Origin of the sequence: Thermogemmatispora onikobensis (assembly GCF_001748285.1) — a bacterium.
In the GTDB taxonomy this organism is placed as follows: Bacteria; Chloroflexota; Ktedonobacteria; order Ktedonobacterales; family Ktedonobacteraceae; genus Thermogemmatispora; species Thermogemmatispora onikobensis.
On the sequence record NZ_BDGT01000057.1, the window covers coordinates 1 to 18,861 of the forward strand.

At 60.6% G+C, this 18,861-nt stretch carries 16 protein-coding genes and 1 tRNA gene; 5 read left to right on the plus strand and 12 right to left on the minus strand.

What is annotated here, in order from left to right:
- From BGC09_RS18845 to BGC09_RS18855, 3 genes are all read left to right on the plus strand, one after another.
- The coding region (locus tag BGC09_RS18845; protein WP_069805768.1) for an MFS transporter at positions 1–1,017 on the plus strand (1,017 nt) is incomplete at its 5' end.
- Positions 1,018–1,169: 152 nt separating this feature from the next.
- Positions 1,170–2,750 carry an L-glutamate gamma-semialdehyde dehydrogenase gene (pruA, locus tag BGC09_RS18850; RefSeq protein ID WP_069805769.1) on the plus strand — a complete coding sequence of 527 codons (1,581 nt, stop codon included), beginning with the start codon at positions 1,170–1,172 and terminating at the stop codon, positions 2,748–2,750.
- 130 nt (positions 2,751–2,880) lie between these two features.
- Positions 2,881–3,855 (plus strand): MBL fold metallo-hydrolase, encoded by a 975-nt coding sequence (locus BGC09_RS18855; RefSeq protein WP_176728977.1) that lies wholly within the window; start codon positions 2,881–2,883, stop codon positions 3,853–3,855.
- Between the two features lie 123 nt (positions 3,856–3,978).
- On the opposite strand, the gene BGC09_RS18860 is transcribed toward BGC09_RS18855, so the two are convergent.
- On the minus strand, positions 3,979–4,818 hold the full coding sequence (locus BGC09_RS18860) for a DUF4388 domain-containing protein (RefSeq protein WP_069805770.1): 840 nt from the start codon (positions 4,816–4,818) through the stop codon (positions 3,979–3,981).
- Between the two features lie 455 nt (positions 4,819–5,273).
- Here BGC09_RS18860 and BGC09_RS18865 point away from each other — a divergent pair, with 455 nt between their 5' ends.
- The gene (locus tag BGC09_RS18865; RefSeq protein ID WP_069805771.1) at positions 5,274–6,581 is read left to right on the plus strand and encodes a phospholipase C; all 1,308 of its coding nucleotides are present in this window, start codon (positions 5,274–5,276) and stop codon (positions 6,579–6,581) included.
- Positions 6,582–6,654: 73 nt separating this feature from the next.
- On the opposite strand, the gene BGC09_RS18870 is transcribed toward BGC09_RS18865, so the two are convergent.
- The 10 genes from BGC09_RS18870 to BGC09_RS18915 form a co-directional block, all read right to left on the minus strand.
- Positions 6,655–7,275 (minus strand): acyltransferase, encoded by a 621-nt coding sequence (locus tag BGC09_RS18870; protein ID WP_069805772.1) that lies wholly within the window; start codon positions 7,273–7,275, stop codon positions 6,655–6,657.
- A gap of 92 nt (positions 7,276–7,367) precedes the next feature.
- Positions 7,368–7,805 (minus strand): divergent PAP2 family protein, encoded by a 438-nt coding sequence (locus BGC09_RS18875; protein WP_069805773.1) that lies wholly within the window; start codon positions 7,803–7,805, stop codon positions 7,368–7,370.
- A 30-nt stretch (positions 7,806–7,835) separates the two neighbouring features.
- Positions 7,836–8,093, minus strand: coding sequence for an exodeoxyribonuclease VII small subunit (xseB, locus tag BGC09_RS18880; protein WP_218104109.1), 258 nt, complete (start codon positions 8,091–8,093; stop codon positions 7,836–7,838).
- 185 nt (positions 8,094–8,278) lie between these two features.
- Positions 8,279–9,493 carry an exodeoxyribonuclease VII large subunit gene (gene xseA / locus BGC09_RS18885; protein WP_069805775.1) on the minus strand — a complete coding sequence of 405 codons (1,215 nt, stop codon included), beginning with the start codon at positions 9,491–9,493 and terminating at the stop codon, positions 8,279–8,281.
- Between the two features lie 21 nt (positions 9,494–9,514).
- Complete coding sequence (locus tag BGC09_RS18890; RefSeq protein ID WP_069805776.1) at positions 9,515–10,042, minus strand: acetyl-CoA carboxylase biotin carboxyl carrier protein; 528 nt, start codon at positions 10,040–10,042, stop codon at positions 9,515–9,517.
- A gap of 28 nt (positions 10,043–10,070) precedes the next feature.
- On the minus strand, positions 10,071–10,628 hold the full coding sequence (gene efp / locus BGC09_RS18895) for an elongation factor P (protein ID WP_069805777.1): 558 nt from the start codon (positions 10,626–10,628) through the stop codon (positions 10,071–10,073).
- Between the two features lie 13 nt (positions 10,629–10,641).
- On the minus strand, positions 10,642–11,742 hold the full coding sequence (locus BGC09_RS18900; protein WP_069805778.1) for a M24 family metallopeptidase: 1,101 nt from the start codon (positions 11,740–11,742) through the stop codon (positions 10,642–10,644).
- Positions 11,739–12,209: a type II 3-dehydroquinate dehydratase gene (gene aroQ, locus BGC09_RS18905; protein ID WP_069805779.1), complete on the minus strand. Its 471-nt coding sequence runs from the start codon at positions 12,207–12,209 to the stop codon at positions 11,739–11,741. The genes BGC09_RS18900 and aroQ overlap by 4 nt, the downstream gene beginning before the upstream one ends.
- Positions 12,206–13,903: a 3-dehydroquinate synthase gene (gene aroB, locus BGC09_RS18910; protein WP_084659114.1), complete on the minus strand. Its 1,698-nt coding sequence runs from the start codon at positions 13,901–13,903 to the stop codon at positions 12,206–12,208. Before aroB ends, aroQ begins: the two co-directional genes overlap by 4 nt.
- Positions 13,904–13,992: 89 nt before the next feature.
- Positions 13,993–16,674, minus strand: a complete 2,682-nt coding sequence (locus BGC09_RS18915) for a CHAP domain-containing protein (RefSeq protein WP_069805781.1) — start codon at positions 16,672–16,674, stop codon at positions 13,993–13,995.
- 406 nt (positions 16,675–17,080) lie between these two features.
- Between BGC09_RS18915 and BGC09_RS18920 the strand changes: the two genes are divergently transcribed.
- Positions 17,081–17,155: transfer RNA gene (locus BGC09_RS18920), tRNA-Val, on the plus strand.
- A 422-nt stretch (positions 17,156–17,577) separates the two neighbouring features.
- Here BGC09_RS18920 and ispG read toward each other — a convergent pair.
- Positions 17,578–18,816: a flavodoxin-dependent (E)-4-hydroxy-3-methylbut-2-enyl-diphosphate synthase gene (ispG, locus tag BGC09_RS18925; protein WP_084659115.1), complete on the minus strand. Its 1,239-nt coding sequence runs from the start codon at positions 18,814–18,816 to the stop codon at positions 17,578–17,580.
- Between the last annotated feature and the right edge of the window lie 45 nt (positions 18,817–18,861).

Consider the following 18,861-nt stretch of genomic DNA (forward strand, 5'->3'; position numbering starts at 1 on the left):
CGCATCGGACGCAAAATTGTCATGGTAGGCAGCAGCCTCCTCATTACCCTGCCGACGCTGTTATGCGCCTTTGCCCCCAACTTCACCACCTTACTCTGTCTGCGTGCCCTGCAGGGTTTGCTGATGCCGGGACTGACCAGCGTGGCCATTTCCTACGTCAACGACGAGTTTAGAGGGTCCGAGCGTGGCCTGGCAATGGGCGTCTACGTCAGTGGGCAGACGCTCGGCGGTCTCTTCGCCCGCCTCGGGAGCGCCGCCCTGACCGCCGCTACCAACTGGCAGGTCGCCCTCTTCTCCTTCAGCCTGCCGACCCTGATTGCTGCCCTGGCTATGTGGCGCTTCCTGCCCGATAGCCAGAGCCAGCAGACCCAGCGCGCTCGCCTCCTATCCAACCGGCACCAGCGCACCACTATTTTCGACAGTACCAGCGACCAGCCAGGTGGCAACATCCTGCGCCAGTCGCTCAGCGATATCTGGTTTCATCTGCACAATCAGCACCTGGTGGGAGCCTTTATCATCGGCTTCACCCTTTTCTTTGGCTTCGTTGGCACCTTCACCTATTTACCCTACTACCTCAGCGGACCGCACTTTGGCCTCTCAACGGTCCAGCTTGGCCTGGTCTACCTGCTCTGGCTGACCGGTCTCTGCTCGCCCATTGCAGGTAGCCTGGCGGGGCGTGTCGGCTCGCGGCGCGCCATTGCTGTCAGCATGAGCCTGGCAGGCTGCGGCCTCCTGGTCACGCTGATCCCCTCGCTCCCCCTGGTCATTCTGGGTCTAGGGCTGCTAGCCCTAGGCATGTTCTGCACCATTCCCGCAGTCAACCTCTATCTTGGCGAACAGGCCCATAAAGCCAAAGGGACAGCAGCCTCCCTCTACCTCTCCTGCTACTACTTCGGTGGCAGCCTGGGGGCGGTCCTGCCTGGCATTGCCCTCCTGCACGGGGGCTGGCCTGGTGTCGCGCTGCTCTGCCTCGGCACCATCCTGATCGCAATCGCCAGTGACCTCGTCCTCTGCTAAGCAGGGCTGGCAGGCAGTCGTGATTCAGCCAGGCAGCTACTGGCCTCCCTCAAGGCAGCGCTGGCCCTTTCCTTCCCTACCAGGCAGGGCACTCTGTGGGATACAATAAAGGGGAAAGTACCCGCTGAGAACACGAAGGAGTGTGACCGATCATGACCATAACCGCAGAGCACGTTTTAGAGCGTGCGCGGACTCCCTTTAGAAACGAGCCGCTCACAGACTTCTCGCGTCCTGAGAATCGCCGGGCCCAAGAAGAGGCTCTGGCTCAGGTGCGCAGCGAGCTAGGCCGTACCTATCCGCTGATCATTGGCGGCCAGCATATCCAGAACTCTGAGACCTTCGCATCTGTCAACCCAGCCCAGCCCGATCAGGTTATCGGCTATTTCCCGCGCGCCACCTTAGACCAGGTTGATCAGGCCGTGCGTGCCGCGGCTGAGGCTTTTGAGCAGTGGAAGCACATTCCAGCCCATGAGCGCGCCAACTACCTCTTCGCCGCCGCCGACCGCCTGCGCGAGCGTCGCTTTCTCTTCAACGCCTGGATGATCTACGAGGTGGGCAAGAGCTGGATCGAGGCCGATGCCGATACCGCTGAGGCCATCGACTTCCTGGAATTCTACGCCCGCGAGATGTTGCGCCTGGCCGAAGAGCAGCCACTCGTCCGCATTCCAGATGAGGACAACGAACTCGTCTACATTCCGCTGGGTGTCGGCGCTGTCATCCCACCCTGGAATTTCCCCGGCGCCATCATGGTCGGCATGACCAGCGCCTCCTTTGTGGCGGGCAATACCGTGGTTCTCAAACCATCGAGTGCCTCGCCCACCATCGCCGCCCAGTTTGTACGTATCCTTGAAGAAATTGGCCTGCCGGCAGGGGTCGTCAACTTCTTGACCGGCGCTGGCTCTAGCATCGGCGACGCCCTGGTCTCCCATCCTCTAACGCGCTTCATCGCCTTCACCGGCTCGCGTGACGTCGGCCTGCGCATTAACGAGCTGGCGGCCAAACCCCAGCCGGGCCAGCGCTGGATCAAGCGCACTATCCTGGAGATGGGTGGCAAAGATGCGATCGTCGTCGATGAGACCGCCGACCTGGAGGCCGCCGCCAACGGCATTGTTGCCTCTGCCTTCGGCTTCCAGGGCCAGAAATGCTCAGCCTGCTCGCGCGCTATTCTTGTCGAGAGCGTCTACGATCAGGTTCTGGAGAAGGTGGTAGAGAAGGCCAAACAGCTCAGCATTGGCGACGTCACGCACCCTGAGACCTTCATGGGGCCAGTGATCGACGCCAACGCCTTCAAAAAGATCACCGACTATATCGAGATCGGCAAAGGCGAGGGACGTCTTGTCCTGGGAGGCGGCCATCATGGCCCAGGCTACTACATCGAGCCAACGATCTTTGCCGACGTCGATCCCCACGCCCGCATTGCCCAGGAAGAGATTTTCGGCCCCGTGCTGGCCTTCATCCGGGCGAAGGACTTCAGCGATGCCCTGCGTATCGCTAACGATACCGAGTACGGCCTCACAGGCTCCGTCTATACACGCGATCCCGAGCGCATCCAGCGAGCCAAAGAGGAGTTCCACGTCGGCAACCTCTACTTTAATCGCAAGTGCACAGGAGCCCTGGTCGGCGTGCATCCCTTCGGAGGCTTCAACATGTCAGGCACGGACTCCAAAGCCGGGGGCCGCGACTATCTCCTGCTGTTTACGCAGGCTAAGGCCATCTCGGTCAAGAAGCTCTAGCCCGTCTGCCCACCCGCCAGGCCAGTGAGCGCGTGCGTGCACAAGCGAGCGAGCAAGCGAGCAAGCAAGATAAGAGCAGCTTGTTGCCGCAAGGTAGTGCCAGCGTCGCGGCACGAGAGAGGTGTATTACGTGTCTGAAAACTTTCAACCTGTTGTTCGCCTACGGAAAGAAAGGCCGGGGACATGGCAAATCTCGCTGCCCTTCCTCGGTGAGCACGGGGTCATCGGCAGCTACCTCATCACGGATGAGCGTCAGACAGCCCTCATTGATCCCGGGCCAACCAGCACAGTGACGGCCCTGCTGAGCGAACTGCGCGAGGCAGGCTTTGATCCCGAGTCCATTACACATATCCTGCTGACCCACATTCACCTGGATCATGCTGGGGCCACGGGCACCCTGACCCGCCTGCTGCCGCAGGCTCAGGTCTATGTCCACAGTCGGGGTGCTCCGCACCTGGTCGACCCGTCGAAGGTCATCGCCAGCGCCAGCCGCATCTACGGCGAGCAGATGCCAACGCTGTGGGGCGAGGTTGAGGCCGTGCCCGCCGAGCGTGTCCATAGCCTTGAAAATGGTAATGTGCTCACAGTCGCCGGGCGTCGGCTGGAGGTGCATTACACACCGGGACACGCCGTTCATCATGTTGTCTTCTTCGATGTTCACTCGGGGGAACTCTTCGCCGGGGATGCTGCCGGCGTGCGCCTCCAGGACGTCGAGTATGTGCGTCCTCCCACGCCGCCACCCGACCTCGATCTGGAAGCCTGGTCCGAGAGCCTGAGCCGCATCAGCCGTCTGCGGCCTGACGTGCTCTACTTGGGGCACTTCGGACCAACCCACGATGTCACACGCCACATCGCCAATCTGCGCGAGCGTCTCATCGCCTGGGGCGAGATTGTTCTGCAGGCCATGCGCGAAGGCAAAAGCGAGGAGGAGATCCGCGAGCGACTCATCGCCGAGACCCAGCCGGAGCTGGAGCGCGTTGCCCGTGATCCCCAGGCCATCAAGCGCTACGATCTTGCTACCAACTACCCGATGACGGTTCAGGGTTACATGCGCTATTGGCAGAAGAAGCACCCCGAGCGACTCCAGGAAAGCCCACATAGCTAGGCCAGAGGCCACAAGAGGCCAGAGGAAGAAAACAAGAGACCAGTGCCAGACCACGCCGCCAGTCCGAGCCGAGGTGAGCTGGCCTGCTGGGGCGTGGCTGGCTCACTCCTCCATCCCCTTGGCTCAGCCCCCATTCAGAAGCAGGCGATTGTCAACCTGAAAGACCCCCAGGCTAACGAGAGCTGGAGCGATGTCCCCCAAGGCGCGAATAATCAGCTTATGAGCCTCCACCTCGCCGACAATGGGAGAGCAGAAATACTGACAGATGGCAATGAGAGCAGAGAATCCCTCGAGCAAGTCTTCACGCGGCATCCGGTCAAGGTGGGACTTATCCATCACATAGAGGTAGCCGTTGGGGGAAATCCTCAGACCAGAGAAGGCCGGGAAAGCAGCGGAACAATCATCGATGATGTCGCGCAGAACGTTCATGGCCTCCTTCGGCCCGACCAGCTGAGCCACGGCCAGGGAGACCCGCCTGGTGGCCTCAACCAGCAATTGCCACTCCCAGGGCGAGATCAGCTGATTGACTTTCGTGCGAGCCACAACCTGGCCCTCCACAATCTGTGGACGCGGCTGGGCTGCCGGAGGTGGCGACGGCGACGCGAACGGAGCCGGCCCTGAGCGCGACGCCCCACCAGAGCTATAGCGAGCCTGCAGATGCGAGAGCCAGCGCTCAAAACGCTGCTCATGGGCCGGCGTGACATTCTCATTCTGGACCGTCACGCCTCGCTCAAAACGCAGCGTCGCACGTGTCCAGCTCTGCAAATCCGCCAGCACCGCATCGACTGCGCCCCGCGTTCCAATCACATGCACCAATCGGCCATTCCGGAAATAGAGATGAGCCAGCCCCAGGCGCGTATTGTTCCGCACGGTCAGCCGCCCAAAGGCACGCAGGCGCTTAATACTGCTGATAATACTGGGCAGGTCAGCTAGAGAACCCTGCCACTGTGCATTGGAAGACATAGTACAACGCCGTTCTCCGAAACTGCCCTAACGATGGACAGGCCATCATCAGTGTTCGGGTGCTGTCTCCCGTGACCGCGAGACAGTGCCACGTGCGGGTTACTCACCCACTCCTTCCACTCCTCGTCCCTCCCCCTCTCGCTCGCCCATCTGTCCTTCCTCCTCTTCACTCCAGCCATCCCCCCTGGCGCAGTCCAGCAACCCCGTCTGTCTGCTTGCCTACCAGCTCAACTGGATGGGCCAGCCCCAGAGCCGCCAGGCCCCGTCGGCGCAAGGTCGCTGAGTGCCAGACCTATTCTAACGTATACTGGACTACTGGTCAAGCTATGCGCGCTTTTGCCCGTCGGTCCCACTTCCCACTCTTCTCCCTCTATATTCATAGACATTGTGTTCACTTTTGCTACTCATACCGCTATAATAACAACAGGATGGTTTAGTAGAGCAAAGGAGGCTACATGAACTTTTCACAGCAATTTCTCCACCGCCAGAGCAGGCGCCGCGCCCTCAAGCGGCTGGGAGCCTTGACCCTGGGCCTGAGCGCCAGTGCGGGTCTGGGAAGGGTCGCGCTGACCGCCACCGGACGAGCCGTGGCCAGTGCGCCGGCTCCTACGCCGACAGAGAACCCGCTCAAACATATTCTTATCCTCTGTCAAGAAAACCGCTCCTTTGATACCTATTTTGGCTACTATGAGCGAGCTGGGCGCTTCGCCGTACCGGCCAACTACAGCCAGCCGGGTGGAGCCGGTAAGCCAGCCGTCAAGCCCTACCACTTCAGCAGCTACACCAACCGCGATATTCCTCACAGCTGGCAAGCACTCCACGCCGAATGGAATGGTGGCAAGATGGACGGCTTCGTCACCACAGATGGCCTCGAAGCTCTCGGCTACTACACGCGGAGCGACCTGCCTTACTATTACGCCCTGGCCGACGCCTTCACCCTCTGCGGCAACTACTTCTGTTACCAGCTTGGGCCAACCCTGCCGAATCGCCTCGCTCTCTGGAGCGGTACCTGTGGCGGCATCACGAACAACCGCCCAGGGCCAGGCTCGCTCGACTGGCCGACCATCGCCGACCTGCTTGACCAGCACGGCATTAGCTGGCAAAGCTATAATCTCAACAGCCACAGCCGGCAGCGCATCGGTAGCCCCAACGGCTTCAACGGCCTGGCCTACTTCAAACGCTGGATCAAGGATGCCCGGCTCTATGGCAGCGAAGACGACTATTACCAGGCCCTGGCCGATGGGACCCTTCCCCATGTGGCCTTTCTCATTACCAGCGGCGAGGTCAGTGAGCACCCCCCCAGCAATGTGCGCGCTGGGGAGAAAAAGGTCGCAGAAATCATCAACGCGCTCATTGCCTCGCGCTACTGGAGCCAGGCGGCCTTCATTCTGACCTACGACGAGAACGGTGGCTACTTCGACCACATTGCGCCGCCGCAGCTGGACGCCTATGGCCTCGGTATGCGCGTGCCGACCCTGATCATCTCGCCCTGGGTCAAACGCGGTTATGTTGCTGGCCAGCTCTACGAACACAGCTCCGTCCTCAAATTCATCGAGCGTACCTTTGGGCTGCCAGCTCTGGCGAGCCTCAACCATCAATTTGATGGAGAGACGCCGGCCACCAACAACGACGCCGCCGCCGGACGAAGCGCGGGACCACCAGCCCCACCACGCGATGGGCTGGCCCAGATCGGTGACCTCTATGAGGTCTTCGACTTTAGCCAGGACCCCCACTACTATCCCCCCCTTCCCCCGGCGCCGTGACGTCCACGGCTGCCACTTGACCGTGCGGGGTGAGCAGGGAAGCGCAGCGCACTACCCCGTTGCCTCTCCCTGTTCACCTCCACCCTCCAGAGTGAGCAGGCAGCAGGCAAAGACGCTGGCAGGTCGAACACCAGCCAACAAGCTGCCCCCCCTCTTCGCGTAGCTCGCTCAGGCGCCGAGCACAGCGACAGACATAGCCATGCAGGCGCGCCGGATTACCATACACCAGGGCATGAGGAGGCACGTCGCGCGTGACCACAGAACCAGCTCCCACCAGGGCAAACTCGCCAATGGTTACCCCACAGACTACCACCGTCCGCGCCCCTAGCGAGGCCCCAGAGCGTACCACTGTGGGCGTGACATGCCAGTCCTGGGCTCCCTTCAGACGCCCATCGGGCGTAATCGCTCGCGGCAGCAGGTCATTTGTAAAGCAGACGTGTGGGCCAATAAAGACCCCGTCCTCGATGGTGACGCCTTCAAAGACCGACACATAGTTCTGGATCTTGACCCGCGCCCCGATCCGTACCTGCGCATCAATATAGACACCTCGCCCCAGAATACACTCCTCTCCAATGACGGCCCCTTCACGCACCTGGGCCAGGCCCCAGATGCGCGTTCCTGCGCCGATCTGCGCCTCCGGGGAGACCTCCGCCGTCGGGTGGATAAAAACGCCCTTCTCACTCGTGTGCTCCATGACTGCGCTCCTCTCGGGATTCCATCTCTTGAGCTGCCGCTCGCACTTCGTCAGGGAAGAGCAGACGCTGCCGGAGGCAACCAACCGCACGCTCAGGCTGTCACGAGCAGGCCGATTGCAATACCCAGCAGTCCCCCCACCAGGACCTGCACAGGGGTATGGCCAATCAGCTCGCGCAGACGCTGCTCACCAATGGGATGGCCCTTAAAGGCTTCCTCCAGCATCTGATTCAACATCCGGGCCTGGATACTGACAGCACGCCTCACGCCCGCCGCATCGTACATGACCACGCCCGCCAGTACAATACTGATGGCGAAACTGGTCGAGGAGAGACCCGCCAGACGGCCCACTGCCGTCGCCAGCCCCATGACCAGAGCTGAGTGAGCGCTGGGCATTCCTCCCGCTGAGACTAGCCGGCGCAGGTTCAGTTGCCGCTGGGTAACAACCTCGATGAGGGTCTTGCTCACCTGGGCCAGGGCCCAGGCCAGTAAGGCTGCCAACAAGACACGATTCTCTAACAACGATGCCATCGACACCTGCAACTATGCACGCCTTGCCTTCTACTCGATCTCATCCGCAAGCTGGCTCAGCTCCAGCGGCTGCGCTACCGGCAGACCCTCGCCATCCACGGTCAGCTGCCGGACACGCAGCTCCGCTCGCTGTAAGAGATCGTTGCAGTAATGCACCAGGCGCATACCCAGCTCGAACTGCTCAATAGCTTTTTCTAGAGGAATTTGTCCATTTTGCAGCGTGAGCACTGTCTCCTCTAGCTGTTGAAATGCCTCTTCAAAAGTCAACTCGTCCATAGTGGATGCCATTCCGCCAGTTCTCTAAGTAAAGCCAATGATGAAGACAGGAACAGTCTGGTTACCAGCCAGACGAACAGCATTGAAGCTTTGGCCACTGCTTGCAGGCCGTTGACCTTGAGGGAACTGACAGCCAGAGAGAGCAGCAAGGGAACACAGATCACCTCAAGCCAGGTCATACGGCAGGGACGACTCGCTTAGGGGAGCACCTGAACGGTCACGGAACCATTTGCAAGCTGGAGCAGCAGGCGATCGCCAGGATGGACCTGCTCAACAGCGGTTACCAGGGTCTGATCTTCGGCGTGTCGCACAATGGCGTAGCCTCGCGCGAGCGTCTCCAGCGGAGAGAGCGTTTCCAGATGACGGGAGATCCCGCGGAGACGTTCGCGCTGCAGCGTGAGCAGCGTCTGCATGTTGACAAGCAAGCGCTCACTCAGATCATCGAGCTGCTGGCGTCGTTGATCCAATTGCCCGCGAGGGCTAGCGCGCCGGAGGTCGCGCTCCAGACGCAACAGGCGCTCACGCTGCTCGGCCAGATATGTTAGCATAGACTCCTGCAAGCGCCGCTGCCACTCAAGCAGGTCCTGGCGCCAACGAGCCACATCGGGCACGGCGATGGTCGCAGCGGCAGTCGGCGTTGAAGCCCGATAGTCGGCCACCAGGTCAGCAATGGTTACATCGGTTTCATGGCCGACGCCGCTAATGACGGGAATGCGTGAGCGAGCGATGGCGCGTGCTACCAGCTCGTCATTAAAGGCCCACAACTCTTCACGCGAGCCGCCGCCCCGCGCCACAATGATCACCTCCGCTTCTCCATGCTCATTCAAGAGATCAAGGGCGGCGGCAATCGAAGCTGGCGCCTCCTCCCCCTGGACCAGAGCCGGAGCGATCAGGACCTCCGCCAGCGGATAGCGTGTGCGGAGCACGCGCAGCATGTCGCGGAGGGCTGCCGCTTGCAGCGAGGTGACCAGGCCAATCACTGCCGGCGCTGAAGGGAGCGGACGCTTGCGCTCCTCGGCAAAGAGACCCTCGGCAGCCAGCCGCTCCTTGAGTTGCTCAAAGCGACGATAGAGGGCGCCCTCGCCTAGAGGCTCGACATACTCGACATAGAGTTGCAGCCGACCATGCTGCTCATAGAACGAGACATAGCCGGCGGCCAGCACTGCCATGCCATTGCGCAGCTCAGGCAAACCGGCCCGCTGGCGAGCATGTTTGAAAAAGACGCATAACAGCTGGGCTGTTTCGTCTTTCAAGGTGAAATAACAATGGCCGGAAGCCAGATGAACCTTGTAATCAGAGATTTCTCCCTGCACCCAGAGACTGCGCAGCAGCTCATCCTGCTCCAGCAATTTCTTGAGGTAATGAACCGCCTCGGAGACTGTCAACGGCGGCTCGTTGAGTGTCGCCAGCATCAGCGCCCTCCCGCTCCTCGGCTAAGCCTCGCCGGCGCTATCGATCACCATCAGCGGCTGCCCATACTCGACTGGCTGGCCTTCTTCTAGCAGGATCTCAGCAACGCGGCCCGCTACTGGCGACTCGACCTCATTGATGACATTGAGCGCCTCGACGGTGGCCACCAGCTGGCCCACCTTGACCTGATCACCCACCTGGACGGCAGGGCGCTGCTCCTTGGGCCTGGCCCAGCGGTGGAAGATCCCGACCCAGGGCGAGACAATCGTGTGGCGAGTCTCGGCGGCAGCCGCCGGCTGCTCCTCTGCCACCACCTCCTCCTCATCAATGAGTGCTGCTGACGCCAGCCCATCGACGCTGCTGAGACGCGCCTTGCGCAGCGCCAGGCGCAGGCCCGCTGTTGGAGCGCGCAGCTCTAGCTCGCTCACATCGCTCGTGTCGAGCAACTGCACCAGGCGCTTAATCTGCTCAACTGTTAGCTCCTCACTGCTATAGGCGCCGTTTTCCAGAGCGGCGCGGCTGCCCCCCCGGCGCGATCCCTTGGTTTCCATCGTTCTGATCCTCCTCGGCGCTGGTAGGCTACGCGCGCTCAACGTACTCACCTGTGGTAGTATTGACGCGGATCAGGTCACCAATGTTGACAAAAAGCGGTACCTGCACTACCAGACCCGTCTCTGTCGTGGCGGGCTTCGAACCGCCAGTCGCGGTATCGCCCTTGACGCCCGGCTCCGTATAGGTTACCCGGAGCACGACTTTTTCAGGCAGCTCCACCGAGATCGGCTGGCCTTCATACATGATGATATCCAGCTCCATATTATCGGTCAGATAGAGCTGGGCATCGCCGAGCTGATCCTCGGTCAGGACAATATCCTCATAGGTGGTCGTATCCATAAAATGGTACTGATCGCCATCCCGGTACTGGTACATCACATGCACCCGGTCCAGGAAGACGCGCCTGAATTTCTCTCCGGCATCAAAGGTTCGCTCAACGATGGCCCCCGTGCGCAGATTGCGTAGCTTGAGGCGAACCGTGGCCCCACCGCGGCCAAGTTTAATATGCTGCCAGTCGAGAATGGTATAGAGCTGTCCATCTAGCTCTATAGAAAGGCCCTTTTTTAGGTCGCCAGTCGAAATCATCGCCACACACTCCCTATTGCGAAATGATCAGATCGAGCGGTGAGTGCGTCAGCACTTCCGCCCCATCTTCCAACAGCAGCAGGCTATCCTCAATGCGCAAGCCACTCCAGCCTGGGATATAGACCCCCGGTTCTACGGTCACCACAGCCCCAGCGGGCAAGAGGGCATCTTCGGGCGCTCGCTGAGATAACAACGGCTCTTCGTGTATCTCCAGGCCAACGCCGTGACCGGTACTGTGGATGTAGTAGTCAGCCAGGCCATAGCGCGCCAGCACATCGCGCGCCAGGGCGTCGGCCTGACGTCCGGAGAGGCCAGCCCGCAGACCCTGCTCACAGGTGCGCATTGCCTCTAGCACGGCCTGGTAGAGGGTGCGCATACGCTCCTCGCGCGGTTCCCCGAGACAGACGGTGCGAGTCATATCGGCACAATAGCCCTGGTAGCGCGCCCCCATATCGATTGTAATCAGCTCACCGGCCTCAATAGGGCGCCCGCTGGCCCGCGCATGGGGCATAGAACCATGAGGACCAGCAGCCACAATCGGCTCAAAGGCCGGTCCATCCGCCCCTAAGGCGATCATGGTCCGAATAATCTCCCATTGTACTTCTCGCTCGGTTAGTCCGGGATGCAGCCAGCTGCGCAGATGAGCAAAGGTCTCGTCAGTGATTGCCGCGGCTTTCCGTAGCCGTTCCAGCTCCTGCACCGATTTGACCTGACGCAGACGGTCGACGATCGTGCTCTCCAGTGGCTGCAAGCTGTAGCAGCCTTCCCCAGCTCGATAGAGTCGGGCATAAGAGCTGTAGCTGAGGGCCCCCGCTTCGAAGCCAAGACGCTGCCAGCTATACTGACGCGCCTGAGCCGCGACCGCCTCGGAGAACTCGCGCCGCTCCGGCACCAGCACTTGACAGCCCACCGCCTCTTTCTCTGCTGCCTCACGGTAGAGGGTGGTGGTAATCAGTAGACACAGCTCTTGAGAGATGAGCAGCCAGGCCGCCTCGGGGTCGCTCTCCAGCCAGCCGCTGAGATATGAGCGATTGTACGGCTGCGTAATCAAACAGGCATCGAGTCCCTGCTCGCGCAGCCACGCACGAAAATCAGCGATGCTCCCTTCTTTCATGTATGCTCCTCTTTTGCGCGAGAATCTTCCTCGTTCAGCATAGCGAGCAAGGCACGCAGGGCCAGCTCGTAGCCACGCCAGCCGAGACCTGAGATCTGGCCTCGGCAGACTGCTGCCGTCACCGACTGATGGCGGAACGGCTCCCGCGCATAAATATTGCTCAGATGGACCTCGATGACCGGTGCTGCGAGGGCAGCCAGAGCATCGCGCAGAGCCAGCGAGTAGTGAGTCAAGGCCCCTGGGTTAATGATCACTCCGGCAGCCTGCTCTCCATGTTCTTGGAGAAAATCGATGAGCGCCCCCTCATGATTCGACTGAAAATCGAGCACCGTGACCCCGTGTTCGGCGGCAAGGTGGCGCAGGCGTTCGATAATCCAGGGCAAGGTAACCGTGCCATAGATAGCCGGCTCCCGTTTTCCCAAGCGATTCAGGTTTGGCCCATTGACCACCAGGATCGTGCGTGTCATGCTTCTTCCTGCCTCACCCTGGCACTGGTGGTGCTCTCGCCTCCAAAGAGGGCGTGCACGACCTTGTTGACCAGCTCATCTGGTAGCGTTGTCTGGAAGACCTCGCCAATCCGGCGGGGCATGATCCAGCGCACCTGCTTCTGAGCCACTTTCTTATCAAGCTGGATAGCTGTCAGCAAAGCTTCGGCCTGTGGCTTTCCCTGATAGGTGGTAGGCAGGCCCAACGCCGCCAGTAGCGCTCGCTGGCGCTCAGCCTCCTCACGTGCCAGAAGGCCGGCCTGGCAGGCCAGTTCAGCCGCGGCCACCATACCCAGCGCTACCGCTTCCCCATGCAGCCATTCGCCATAGCCGCTCACATTTTCCAGGGCATGGCCCAGCGTATGCCCATAGTTGAGGATCGCCCTCCGCCCCTGCTCTCGTTCATCCTCCTCAATTACTGCGGCCTTGAGGGCAATACAGCGCGCGATGATCTGCGCCAACAGAGAGGCTGGGGGCAAAGAGAAATCGCGCAGCGCTGCCGCATAGGTTTCTAGCAAAGTAAAGAGTTCTGCGTCGAGTATCATACCATACTTGACAACCTCTGCCCAGCCCTCAGTGCGCTCGCGCTGGGGCAGCGTCAGCAGCGTTGCCGGATCGGCCAACACCAGGCGGGGCTGATAGAAGGCGCCGATCAGGTTTTTGCCTCGCGGGTGATTGATCCCTGTTTTACCGCCAATAGCCGCATCAACCTGGGCCAGTAAGGAGGTCGGCAGCTGCACCAGGGGAACGCCGCGGAGATAGGTGGCGGCGGCCAAGCCCACCAGGTCGCCGACGACGCCTCCGCCGAGGGCCAGCAGGGCCTCACGACGCTCTGCCCGCTGCTCGATGAGCCAGTCGTAGATGGCGCTGAGCTGCTGCAGCGACTTGCTGGCTTCGCCTGCAGGTAGGACATAGCTGCTGACGCTCCAGCCCGCTCGCTGCAGCGTTCGCAGCAAAGGCGGACCGTAGAGGTCATAGACATGCTGGTCGCTGAGGAGAAAAACGCGCCGCGGTAGCTCCAGACGCGCCAGATACCCTGGCAGGCGTCCCAGTCCCCCCCAATCGACGACCGCCAGATAGCCCTCACCGGCGCGAATCTGACGCTCCAGTGGCGCCTCTCCTTCCAACGCTCCCAGGGCAATGAGGGCCGCCACAATGGCGCGTACGACCTGCTCGACGCTTTTTCCGTCGGTCGAGCAGCTGGCTTCTGCCTCTTCATAGAGTGCCTGCCGCTCGGCCCGCAAGCGACGCAGCGCTGCTAGCGGATCATCCCCAGCCAGCAGCGGACGCACTTCGGGAGAAAAACCCTCTCGCCGCGCCGCCGCGTCTTGCTGGCGTAGCCGTTCAAGGGCCGTCTCCGGCTCGACGCTCAGGAAAATCCTTACTCCCTGCTCAGCCATGAGCCGGCGATTGTCAGCCTCCAGGACGATGCCCCCACCAGTGGCAACGATGGCTCCGGCGCAGGCAGCTGCTTCTTGCAAGGCTCGCTTTTCACGAGTTCGGAAAGCGCTCTCGCCTTCCTCTGCAAAGATCGTGGCAATGCGTTTTCCACAGCCTTGCTCTACCAGCAGATCGGTGTCAATGAAGGGCCTTCCCAGGCGCTTCGCCAGCAGGCGCCCTACGGTTGTCTTGCCACTCCCAGATAGCCCAATCAAGAAGACGTTACGCATGCGCATTATTCTACCATGAGACTGGCGGTCAGCCCAGTAGCCGCCGAGACTCGTTCCTCCCTCCTCTTATACTCCTTTTCTCCTTCTCACCTGGCTCAGTAAAGCTCTTCGTTGTGCACCGGCGTATTCAGGACTGCCAGCAGGCTGAAGGTCGAGGTATCAACTATCTGCAGATAGTTGTCCTGCTCCTGTGCCAGACCTTCCCGCACAAAAGCCTGGATGCGGTTGTCGTAGAGCCTGAAAGTGGACTGGAAGCGGAAAGCGTACTGTTCAAGGCGCCCCGTCTGGCGATTGAGTACCAGGATGTCATCCCCCGGCACGCAGCTTGCCTCGGCCCCACAGCGCGTATGATCAGTGAAAGAGCCGATCAGGACCTGCCGGCTCTGATCCCAGCTCGCCACGGTATATTGGTGGGTAACTTGCCCCTCACGATCGAGGGCGATGAAGGTGCTCTGAGCCTGTAGGGGATTATAGAGCATCATCCCCTCCGCAGCACCGCCAAAGTGGCCGGTGTAGAGGATCGCCCCGCTCCCCCACTGGCTGTAGCTCTGGCGCGCCTGAATCTGTAGATTGGGTTTCAGGATCAAGAGCTGAGCCTCGCCAGCGATGGGATCATAGAGCAAGAGCTGGGCCTGCCCCCTCCCACAAAAGTCTCCACTGTAGACTTGCCAGTTGCCATCGAGGTCAGTCACAGCCTGATTATGGGCCACCTGCAAGCGGGCATCAAAACTGATCAGGCGTCCCTGGCCATTCAGGCGATCGTAGAGGAAAAGACCGTCCTGCTGCGCGCTGATAAAGCTTCCGACATAGATCTCCCACGAGTCTTGTGAGAGCAGGTAGCGCTGGAGATGCTTGATTCCAAACTTGCTCGTGAAGTCGACCAGTAGCACGTTGGGCCTCAACTGGGCCTGACTGCTCTGGGCACCGCCAAGGTCCTTGCCACCACCATCGCCGGGATTCAAGCTCAAGGCCAGACCATTGGGCATGGCCAGGGGTCCCGCCTCGCCAGAGGCCAGGGCCCGGGTGATGGTCCCCGCAGTAGGCGAGGGCGTCACGCCAGCTGTGGCCGTGGGCCTGACTGTTGGGCTGGCCGTAGGGGTGACGGTAGGGGTCACACTTGGCCTGGCCGTCGCTGTCGGTTTCGGCGTCGGACTGGCCGTCACTGTCGGTTTCGGTGTCGGACTGGCCGTCACTGTCGGCTTCGGTGTCGGACTGGCCGTCACTGTCGGCTTCGGCGTCGGACTGGCCGTCACTGTCGGTTTCGGCGTCGGACTGGCCGTCACTGTCGGCTTCGGTGTCGGACTGGCCGTCACTGTCGGTTTCGGCGTCGGACTGGCCGTCACTGTCGGTTTCGGCGTCGGACTGGCCGTCACTGTCGGTTTCGGTGTCGGACTGGCCGTCGCTGTCGGTTTCGGTGTGGAAGAAGGCGCAGGTGTCTTCGTCGGCACCAGGCTGGGTACAGGTGAGACGCCTGGCTCACCGGGCATAGTTGGGAAAGGAGTGGGCGTCAGGCTTGGCGTCGGGATGGTCGGGGTCAGGGTGTTGGCAAAGCGATTGTAGAGAAGCAAGCCCGTCGTCTGCCCATTGAAGCGACCTGTGTATATTTCCCACCCGGGTCCCCAACCGGCGAGTGTGATATGCTGACTGATTTGCAGATCAGGGCCAAGGCTCAAAATCTGTATTTTCCCTGAAGAGCGGCTGTAGAGTAGTATCTGAGCATGTCCAAGGCCAGCAAAATCGCCGATACGAATATCCAGATCCGAGCCCCAACCATGCGGCCCCACCTGGCGATCAGCCAGGGTCACCAGCCGTGCGCCAGCAATCGTGCCAGAGGAGGTTGCAGGAGAATCGGGATAGGGCCAGAGGCGCCCCCCTGGGCGCTTGCTGAGTTGCTCGGCATCCAACAGTTGCAATACCTTCAACGTGCCCTGCTGGCGGTTGTAGAGCAAGAGAGCGCTTTGACCGTCTCCCGTGAAGTCGGCGTCAAACTTCTGCTCTGAGGACGTCGGGGGCAGACCAAGGGCCAGACGCGCCGAGGTCAGCGTAGTCGGATCGCGCTGCTGCTGCTGATTGGCAGCCATCACCTCTGCCAGCGCCTCGCTGTCGACGCCCGGTAGACGAGCGAAGAGCTGCAGGTCTATCTGGCCCGGGAAATAGATGAAGCGAAGCTGACCATGCTGATAGCGAGGCTGATTGATAACCGAGACCTGGTAACCAATACCAAGGTGGACAGGGGTCGGGTCGCCGTAATTCTGATAGGTCACATTGAAGGTATCGCCATCGGGGCTGACCCAGGTGACAAAAGCCACGTGGCCAGCAGAGCTGTAGGCCCAGACGCCGTCAGCGACAGGGAAGACAGCAATCGCACCGACGCGGGGCTGCGTTCCCACAGCCAGGCCAGCTCGCTGAGCGGCGCTGATCCAGTCCGCCGCATTTCCCCAATTGAGGGGTAGATCGTAATGCAGCCAGTGCCATTGCTCCCAGGCCCACCAAACGCAGTTTCCACCCCGTGGAAAGGGACCAGGGCAAAGCGCAAAAGGATTGCCATCAGCGCTGAAGCTGAGCTGATCACAGCTGGAATTGAGCGTAGAAGCGGTATACCCTAAGCCCTGGGCATTGGCCTGGAGCAGGTTCACTAATGAGAGCGGCTGCGAGAGCAGCAGGCAGAGAACAGCAACGAGGAGAGCAGCGAGGAAACGGCGTCGCGTTGTGCGCCCAATGGGTCCATGCCCATCATCGCCTTGCAGGAGCCTCCGCAGGAAGGCCAAAGGATGCATCTGGTCTCTTCCTCCCTAAAATAAGACCTGTATGCAGCCACGGCTGGCCAATTTTTGCCTGAAAGCACGCTCGCGGTCTTTCTGCCATTTTGCGATTTCCTGGAGAGTATATCATTGTGAGTTCATGCGCGCAAGGTGGCCTGCTTGCCTTGCCGGCTCCTTTCCTTCTTCGGCCAGAGCACTCGCACGAGCTGGCACTGCCGCAGTCGCATTCCAGTTCTATTGTACCTTTTCCCCTCGACAGCCAGGGCTGGCCCCGAGCACGCAGCTGGTAACGAAGCTAACCAGCAGCCAGCAAGCCGGCGCTCTTTCCTTTTCACGCTCCGGCCAAAAAAGGGCTTGACAGGGCGTGGGAGCAATGCTATCATAGGAGCATCTCGAAAGACTCGAAAGAAGAGTAAGGCATGGGCAATTAGCTCAGTCCGGTTAGAGCGCTGCCTTGACATGGCAGAGGTCACAGGTTCGAGTCCTGTATTGCCCACTCTGTGAGGCAACCCTGCTTGTACAGGGTTGCCTCTTTCTTTTCTCTTGAGAGAAGTGAGCGAGAAGAGCAGGGAAAAGACTACTAGCGAGGAGGCCGGGGAAAAGAGGGAAAAAATGATGAGGCCAAAGAAGACACAAGATCTCTGGCGATCTGGCTCCCTGCTCTAGGGCATAGAGAAGAGAAGGGCAGCCTCTTTTGACCGCCTTGACCCCCAGGCAGACGAGAACAGCTGGCTTCCCTGCTCCAGCGTCTCCACCCTAGCCAGAGGGCACCAGCCGAGCAGCCTGGCATTCTCCTGCTGCGGGTATAGTCCAGTTCCCAGACTATCCGGCCTTACCGGCTATGCCCTTTCTCATTGGCGCCAGGCTGCGTGTCGAGAGCGCCATGATGGCCACTCGCTTTTCCGCTCCGTACCCTCTCTACTTCTTCAGCACGGGGATTTGAGTGATGCCCTCATCGCGCGTGCGATGCCGCCCGGCACTTTCCTTAATTCCTCCTTCGGGATAGACCAGGCGCGCCTCATGTTCGGGGAGGAGCGAGGCCACCTCTTTTAAGACGGCGTCGAGGAACTCCTCTTCGGGCACCGTGCGTACAACCTGCCCTTTGCGGAAAATGACCCCTTTGCCGCGTCCGCCGGCCAGGCCGACATCGGCATCCCGCGCTTCACCCGGTCCATTCACGACACAGCCCATCACCGCCACATGAATAGGAGTCTGTACCTTGGCCAGGCGGCGCTCCACTTCATTAGCGACTTCGATAACATCGATCTCGACGCGCCCACAAGAAGGGCACGAAACAAAGGTCACGCCGCGATTGCGCAATTCCAGCGAGCGCAGGATTTCATAGGCCACAGGGATCTCTTGCTCCGGCTCGGCGCTTAAACTGACGCGAATAGTATCGCCAATTCCCTCGGCCAGCAAGATCCCCAGACCGACCGCCGACTTCACCGCTCCTGGCACCAGAGTCCCGGCTTCGGTGATTCCTAAATGAAGCGGATAGTCGGAGCGCTGCGAGAAGCGTCGATAGGCTTCAATAGCCGTCAATGGCGCAGAGGACTTCAGCGAGACCTTGATTTCGCGGAAATCCAGCTCCTCGCACCAGCCAATGTACTCCAGGGCCTTATTCACCATGCGCTCGGCCAGCTGCTCACGCTCACGGCGTCGCTCTTCAGCCGGATCGCTGCGCTCCACCACGCCATCGGCGCGGCGGCGAATCTGGATGCGCTGCATCTGAGCCTGCTTGTCCAAGGCATCAATGGAGCCGGAATTGACCCCGATGCGCATCGCTACGCCGCGCTCCTTGCAAGCCTTGACGATCTCCTCCAGCGCCTTGCGCCCATGAATCAAGTTGCCAGGATTAATACGGACGCAATCGATCCCCTGGCGAATAGCCTCCAGGGCGAGCTGATGATTATAATGGATATCGGCGATCAGCGGGATGTGGATACGCTTCTTGATTTCGCCCAGCGCGAGAGCATCCTCCATCTCTGGCACAGCGACGCGCACCAGCTCGCAGCCTACCTCTTCGAGGCGCAAGATCTGGGCCACGGTGCTCTCAACATCACGGGTGTAGGTGGTGCACATCGACTGCACTGCAATGGGTGCATCGCCACCAATAGGCACATCTCCGACATGAATCTGTCGCGTCTTTCTTCGCATAAGCACTCCATAAATCCGATCCATCTATCGTAACAGCAGCGTCTT

Coding starts and splice junctions, on each gene's coding strand:
- xseB (WP_218104109.1), bottom strand. CDS start 8,093: ATGGCATCCACTATGGACGAGTTGACTTTTGAAGAGGCATTTCAACAG.
- BGC09_RS18915 (WP_069805781.1), bottom strand. CDS start 16,674: ATGCATCCTTTGGCCTTCCTGCGGAGGCTCCTGCAAGGCGATGATGGG.
- aroQ (WP_069805779.1), bottom strand. CDS start 12,209: ATGACACGCACGATCCTGGTGGTCAATGGGCCAAACCTGAATCGCTTG.
- BGC09_RS18900 (WP_069805778.1), bottom strand. CDS start 11,742: ATGAAAGAAGGGAGCATCGCTGATTTTCGTGCGTGGCTGCGCGAGCAG.
- BGC09_RS18860 (WP_069805770.1), bottom strand. CDS start 4,818: ATGTCTTCCAATGCACAGTGGCAGGGTTCTCTAGCTGACCTGCCCAGT.
- BGC09_RS18875 (WP_069805773.1), bottom strand. CDS start 7,805: ATGGCATCGTTGTTAGAGAATCGTGTCTTGTTGGCAGCCTTACTGGCC.
- BGC09_RS18870 (WP_069805772.1), bottom strand. CDS start 7,275: ATGGAGCACACGAGTGAGAAGGGCGTTTTTATCCACCCGACGGCGGAG.
- efp (WP_069805777.1), bottom strand. CDS start 10,628: ATGATTTCGACTGGCGACCTAAAAAAGGGCCTTTCTATAGAGCTAGAT.
- ispG (WP_084659115.1), bottom strand. CDS start 18,816: ATGCGAAGAAAGACGCGACAGATTCATGTCGGAGATGTGCCTATTGGT.
- xseA (WP_069805775.1), bottom strand. CDS start 9,493: ATGCTGGCGACACTCAACGAGCCGCCGTTGACAGTCTCCGAGGCGGTT.
- pruA (WP_069805769.1), top strand. CDS start 1,170: ATGACCATAACCGCAGAGCACGTTTTAGAGCGTGCGCGGACTCCCTTT.
- aroB (WP_084659114.1), bottom strand. CDS start 13,903: ATGCGCATGCGTAACGTCTTCTTGATTGGGCTATCTGGGAGTGGCAAG.
- BGC09_RS18865 (WP_069805771.1), top strand. CDS start 5,274: ATGAACTTTTCACAGCAATTTCTCCACCGCCAGAGCAGGCGCCGCGCC.
- BGC09_RS18890 (WP_069805776.1), bottom strand. CDS start 10,042: ATGGAAACCAAGGGATCGCGCCGGGGGGGCAGCCGCGCCGCTCTGGAA.